2 protein-coding genes and 1 pseudogene are annotated in these 4,615 nt (G+C 56.7%); 1 reads left to right on the forward strand and 2 read right to left on the reverse strand.

Translation table 11 applies throughout. The features are described from left to right. The coding region (locus ACF8AM_RS00405; protein WP_392553726.1) for an alkene reductase at positions 1–1,121 on the forward strand (1,121 nt) is incomplete at its 5' end. A gap of 59 nt (positions 1,122–1,180) precedes the next feature. On the opposite strand, the gene ACF8AM_RS00410 is transcribed toward ACF8AM_RS00405, so the two are convergent. Further along, positions 1,181–4,288, reverse strand: a complete 3,108-nt coding sequence (locus ACF8AM_RS00410; RefSeq protein ID WP_392553727.1) for an efflux RND transporter permease subunit — start codon at positions 4,286–4,288, stop codon at positions 1,181–1,183. Then, positions 4,285–4,615 (reverse strand): annotated as a pseudogene (locus ACF8AM_RS00415) (efflux transporter periplasmic adaptor subunit); the annotation flags it as partial. The pseudogene ACF8AM_RS00415 and the gene ACF8AM_RS00410, both read right to left, overlap by 4 nt.

Raw genomic sequence — 4,615 nt, forward strand, 5'->3', positions numbered from 1 at the left:
AATCTACCTCCGTCTTGTTTCAACCACTCGATCTTGGCGGGCTGACGTTGCCCAACCGAGTCGTGATGGCGCCACTTACGCGGGCTCGCGCCGGAGTGGAACGCATGGCCAATGAAATGATGGCTGAGTACTACGCCCAGCGCGCGTCCGCTGGTTTGATCATTAGCGAAGCCACGGTGGTGTCAGAGCAAGGCATTGGTTGGCCTCAATCGCCAGGCATCTACAGCGACGAAATGGCGGAACGTTGGAAGATCGTGGTGGATTCGGTGCACGATGCCGGTGGCCGAATTTTCTTGCAGTTGTGGCACACGGGGCGTGCATCGCACAGCGATTTCCACCATGGTGAACTGCCGGTGGCACCTTCGGCGATCGCGATCGAAGGCGACGGGGTGCACACGCCCTCGGGCAAGAAACCGCATGAGGTGCCGCGTGCTCTTGAGACCAGCGAACTGCCCGGCATTGTGGAAGATTATCGCAAGGCGGCGGAACGTGCGAAGTCGGCAGGCTTTGATGGCGTGGAAGTGCACTCCGCCAACGGCTATTTGTTGGACGAATTCTTGCAGTCCAAATCCAATCACCGGGAAGATCAATACGGTGGTAGCATCGAGAATCGTTACCGACTGTTGGGCGAGGTTGTCGACGCCGTCACCAGCGTTTGGTCCAACGATCGCGTTGGTGTTCGCTTGGCTCCCAACGGTTCGTTCAACGACATGGGGTCGCCTGACTACTTCGAACAATTCACTTACGTGGCTGGGCAGCTCGACTCATATGGACTGGCTTACCTGCACGTGATGGATGGAACTGGGTTTGGGTTCCACAAGCTTGGGCCGGCGATGACGCTCGCCGATTTTCGCAAGGTTTACAGCGGGATCTTGATGGGAAACGTGGGCTACACTCGCGAGTCTGCTGAAGAGGCCCTTGAGAACGGTTCCGCGGATCTGATCGCGTTCGGACGACCTTTCATCAGCAACCCTGATCTCGTGCAACGGTTCGAAAACGGATGGCCTTTGGCGAAGATGGCCAGCATGTCCGTGTGGTATTCGCACGGTGCGGAAGGCTACATCGATTTTCCTACGTACGCTGAGAAGTCCGCGAAACAAGAACCTTGCAACACGGAATGAGTTGCATCGGACATTTCTCGAGCTTGTTATGCACTGGACACGGGGATCGGTTGCCGAGCCTACTTCGTGTCCGTCGAGAACAATCCCTGAATGTCTTCGAGGATTAAGTACAAGCATGGAACCAGCAAGAGAATGATTCCGGTTGCGAACAGGATTCCAAAACCCAATGAGATTGCCATGGGGATGATGTACTGAGCCTGAAGGGAGTCCTCAAAAATCAGCGGCATCAATCCTCCGAACGTGGTCAAGGTGGTCAGCATGATCGGCCGGAATCGACGCAGCCCGGCTTGTGAGATTGCATCAAAAGCCGATCGGCCGGTTCGGTGTCGGTTGGCAAAGTCGATCATGATCAGGGAGTCATTGATGACGACGCCGGACAAGGCGATCACACCCATCAAGCTGACCAACGAGAGATCGTAGCCCAGCATGATGTGTCCGATGATTGCTCCCACCACGCCAAACGGAATCGCGACCAACACGATCAGTGGTTGCACGTAACCACGGAACGCAATCGCGAGCAGCGAGTAGATCACCGCGAGGGCCAGTCCGAACGAGCCCCAAAGCGAGCCAGTGGCACGTCTCATCTCGGCGTCACTGCCCTCGAAGCTCCAGGTGATTCCAGGGAAGTCTTCTCGGAGTTTTGGAAGTTCTGCGTTCCGCAGGGCTTCGATGACTTGGGTGACAGCACGTTTGGGTTCGACATCCATCGAGACATTGATCGAGCGACGTCCATCGCGGCGATTGATGGATCGGAACGCGAGTGTCTCTTCGACATCGGCGACGTCGAGCAAGGGGACTTCGGTGCCGTTGGGCGTGCGGATGATCAGGTCTTCGAGGTGATGAACATCTTCTCGCTGTTCTTCAGGAAGTTTGACACGAACTTCGGTTTCGTTGGTTCCACGGATCAACCGCAGGGCCAAGGATCCGAAGAAAGCACCACGCAGCTGTTCGCCGAGTTCTTCATCGGTCAGCCCGAGAGAGCGTCCTTCGGGGCGCAAGCGAAAATCGTATTGGGTTTTGCCTTTGTTGTAGTTGTCACTGACATCCTTGGCGTTGGCATACAGTTCGACCCGCTCGACGAACGCCGTGGCAGCCTTCTCTAGCACTTCGATGTCGCTGTGGCTGAGGTCGATGCTGATGTCACGGCGGTGACCACCGGGCCCGCTTTCCGCTTCGAAGGTGACTTGGTTCACGCCGGGCAGGTCGCCGATGTGCTCTCGCCATAATTCAATGACTTGGTTGGCTGTCATGTCACGCTGGTCCGGTGGTTTCAGCACAATTTCCACGTCGATGAAACTTTGTCCGCGGACATTGGTTTTGATGCCTTCGGCAACCTCGTAGAGATTGTGTTCGTCGAACATTTTGATGCTGGCTTGGGTCACCGTGTCAGCGATTTTCGCGGCTTGGGCCTGAGTCGTGCCAACAGGCATTCGCACGCCAGCTTCGATTTCATCGGCTGACACTTCGGGCATCAAAATCAAACCCATGTGCGCGCTGGTCGCATAGCCGCCGATGACGACGAACAATGCCAAGGCCAATGAAGCGGTGATGTAGCGATGGCGTAGGCTGACCATCAGGATGGGGCGATAGAAGAATTCGACCACTCGGTTGAACCATTGGCTGAACGCTTGTTGGGCGTGATGCAATCGCCCGCCGATGCCGTTGCGTTCGCGGCCCGCGTCGCGTGCGTGGGCCAAGTGAGCTGGAAGAATGAACAGCGATTCAACCAGTGAAAGCGACAGGACGATGATCACGACGACTGGCAAAGGCCCCCAGAACTTCCCTGTCTCGCCCGGGATGAACAACAGCGGCACAAACGCCACGATGTTGGTCAAAATGCTGAACGTGACTGGACCGGAAACCTCTTGGGTCCCTTGGACGGCGGCGGTTTCGTGGTCCTTGAGAGCTTGTCGTTTTTCGTAAACGTTTTCTCCAACGACCACCGCGTCGTCGACAACGATGCCGAGGACGACGAGGAATACGAACAGAGAAATCATGTTGATGCTGACGCCGACCGCCGGCAACAAAAGCACACCGCCAATGAACGAAACCGCCATCCCGGTCATCACCCAGAATGCTAAGCGGAATTCCAGGAACAGCGACAGAATCACGAGCACGATCACGACGGCCATCGCCGCGTTCTCTGCGACCAGCATCAATCGGCGGCGAAACTCTTCGGCGTTGTTGCTGTCGATTCGCCACTTCACGCCGGGTGGAAGCACGGATTCGAATTCCGCCATCGTTTCATGGACCGCTTCTGCCACATCGATGGGAGACTGGGATCCAACTCGAAAGATGTCGAGTTCAACGGAGGGCGTTTGGCTGAACTGAGAGTGGAAGCCAACCTCCTCGAACCCGTCCCGAATCGAGGCAATGTCACCGAGCGTGACCATCGGGCCATCGCGTCCGGAAACGATTTCAATCCCGGCGAATTCTTCTGCCCATTGCTTGCGAGCCTTGACGCGGAGCAAGATTTCGCCCGCGGTGGTTTGCACGGATCCCGCCGCCACGTCTTGGCTGGATTCGCGAATGATTTGCGCCACGTCGGGAAGCGTCAGCCCGTACTCACGCAGTCGTTGTCGTGGGATTTCGACGTGCGTGACATAGGCCGGCACGCGGCGCAGTTCGACTTGGGTGATCTGTTCTTTGGATTGCAATTGATCGCGAAGTTGTTCTGCCAGTTTTCGCAGTGCCCAGATGTCGATGGGGCCATAGAGCGCAACCTGCATCACTTCTTGCTGGCGTGATTGCAGCCGGACCTCGGGTTGTTCGATTTGGTCTGGGAAGGTGCGAATCCGGTTGACCGCTTGGTCGACGTCTTGGAGAACCTTCATGCGGTTCTCACCAGCGACCAATTCGATCAGGACTTCACCGCGGCCCTCACGAGCTTCGCTGGTGATTTCTCGAATGCCTTCGACGCCACGGACAGCTTCTTCGATCGGGCGAAGGATGCCCTGCTCGACTTCCTCGGGGGCCGCTCCTGGATAGCCAACGGTCACTTCCACGATGTCAAGTTGGAATTGCGGGAAGACCTCTTTTTGAATCGCGAACGCTGACCAGATGCCACCGCCTAGCAGCAACAGCATCAGCAGGTTGGCAGCAATGGAGTTGCGAGCCATCCACGCGATTGGGCCACCCTCAGGCACCAATTTCGACAACGAGGTCACTCGGTGGTCTCCTCGGTTTCGTCGGAATCAACCGCTTCGTCCGAGTCCTCTGGGACCTCGGTTTCGTCGTCCGTGATCTTCCGCAGGCCGACTCCATTGGCCACGGTCGCCAGGGTCGTGGTCACAATCTCTTCTCCCGCTTCGATGCCTTCGCGAATGTAGGCGTACTTGGCGTCACGAAAGACAATTTGAATCTCGCGAATTTCGAGTTGGTCGTCTTTCATGACCCACACGGTGTCCTGATTGCGAACGTAATCGCGTGGCAATCGAATGACGTCCTCGATCTTGCGACCTTCGATTTCGGTTTCGATCAACGTGTCGAGAATC

The organism is Rhodopirellula sp. JB055 (assembly GCF_043100905.1).
GTDB lineage: Bacteria > Planctomycetota > Planctomycetia > Pirellulales > Pirellulaceae > Rhodopirellula.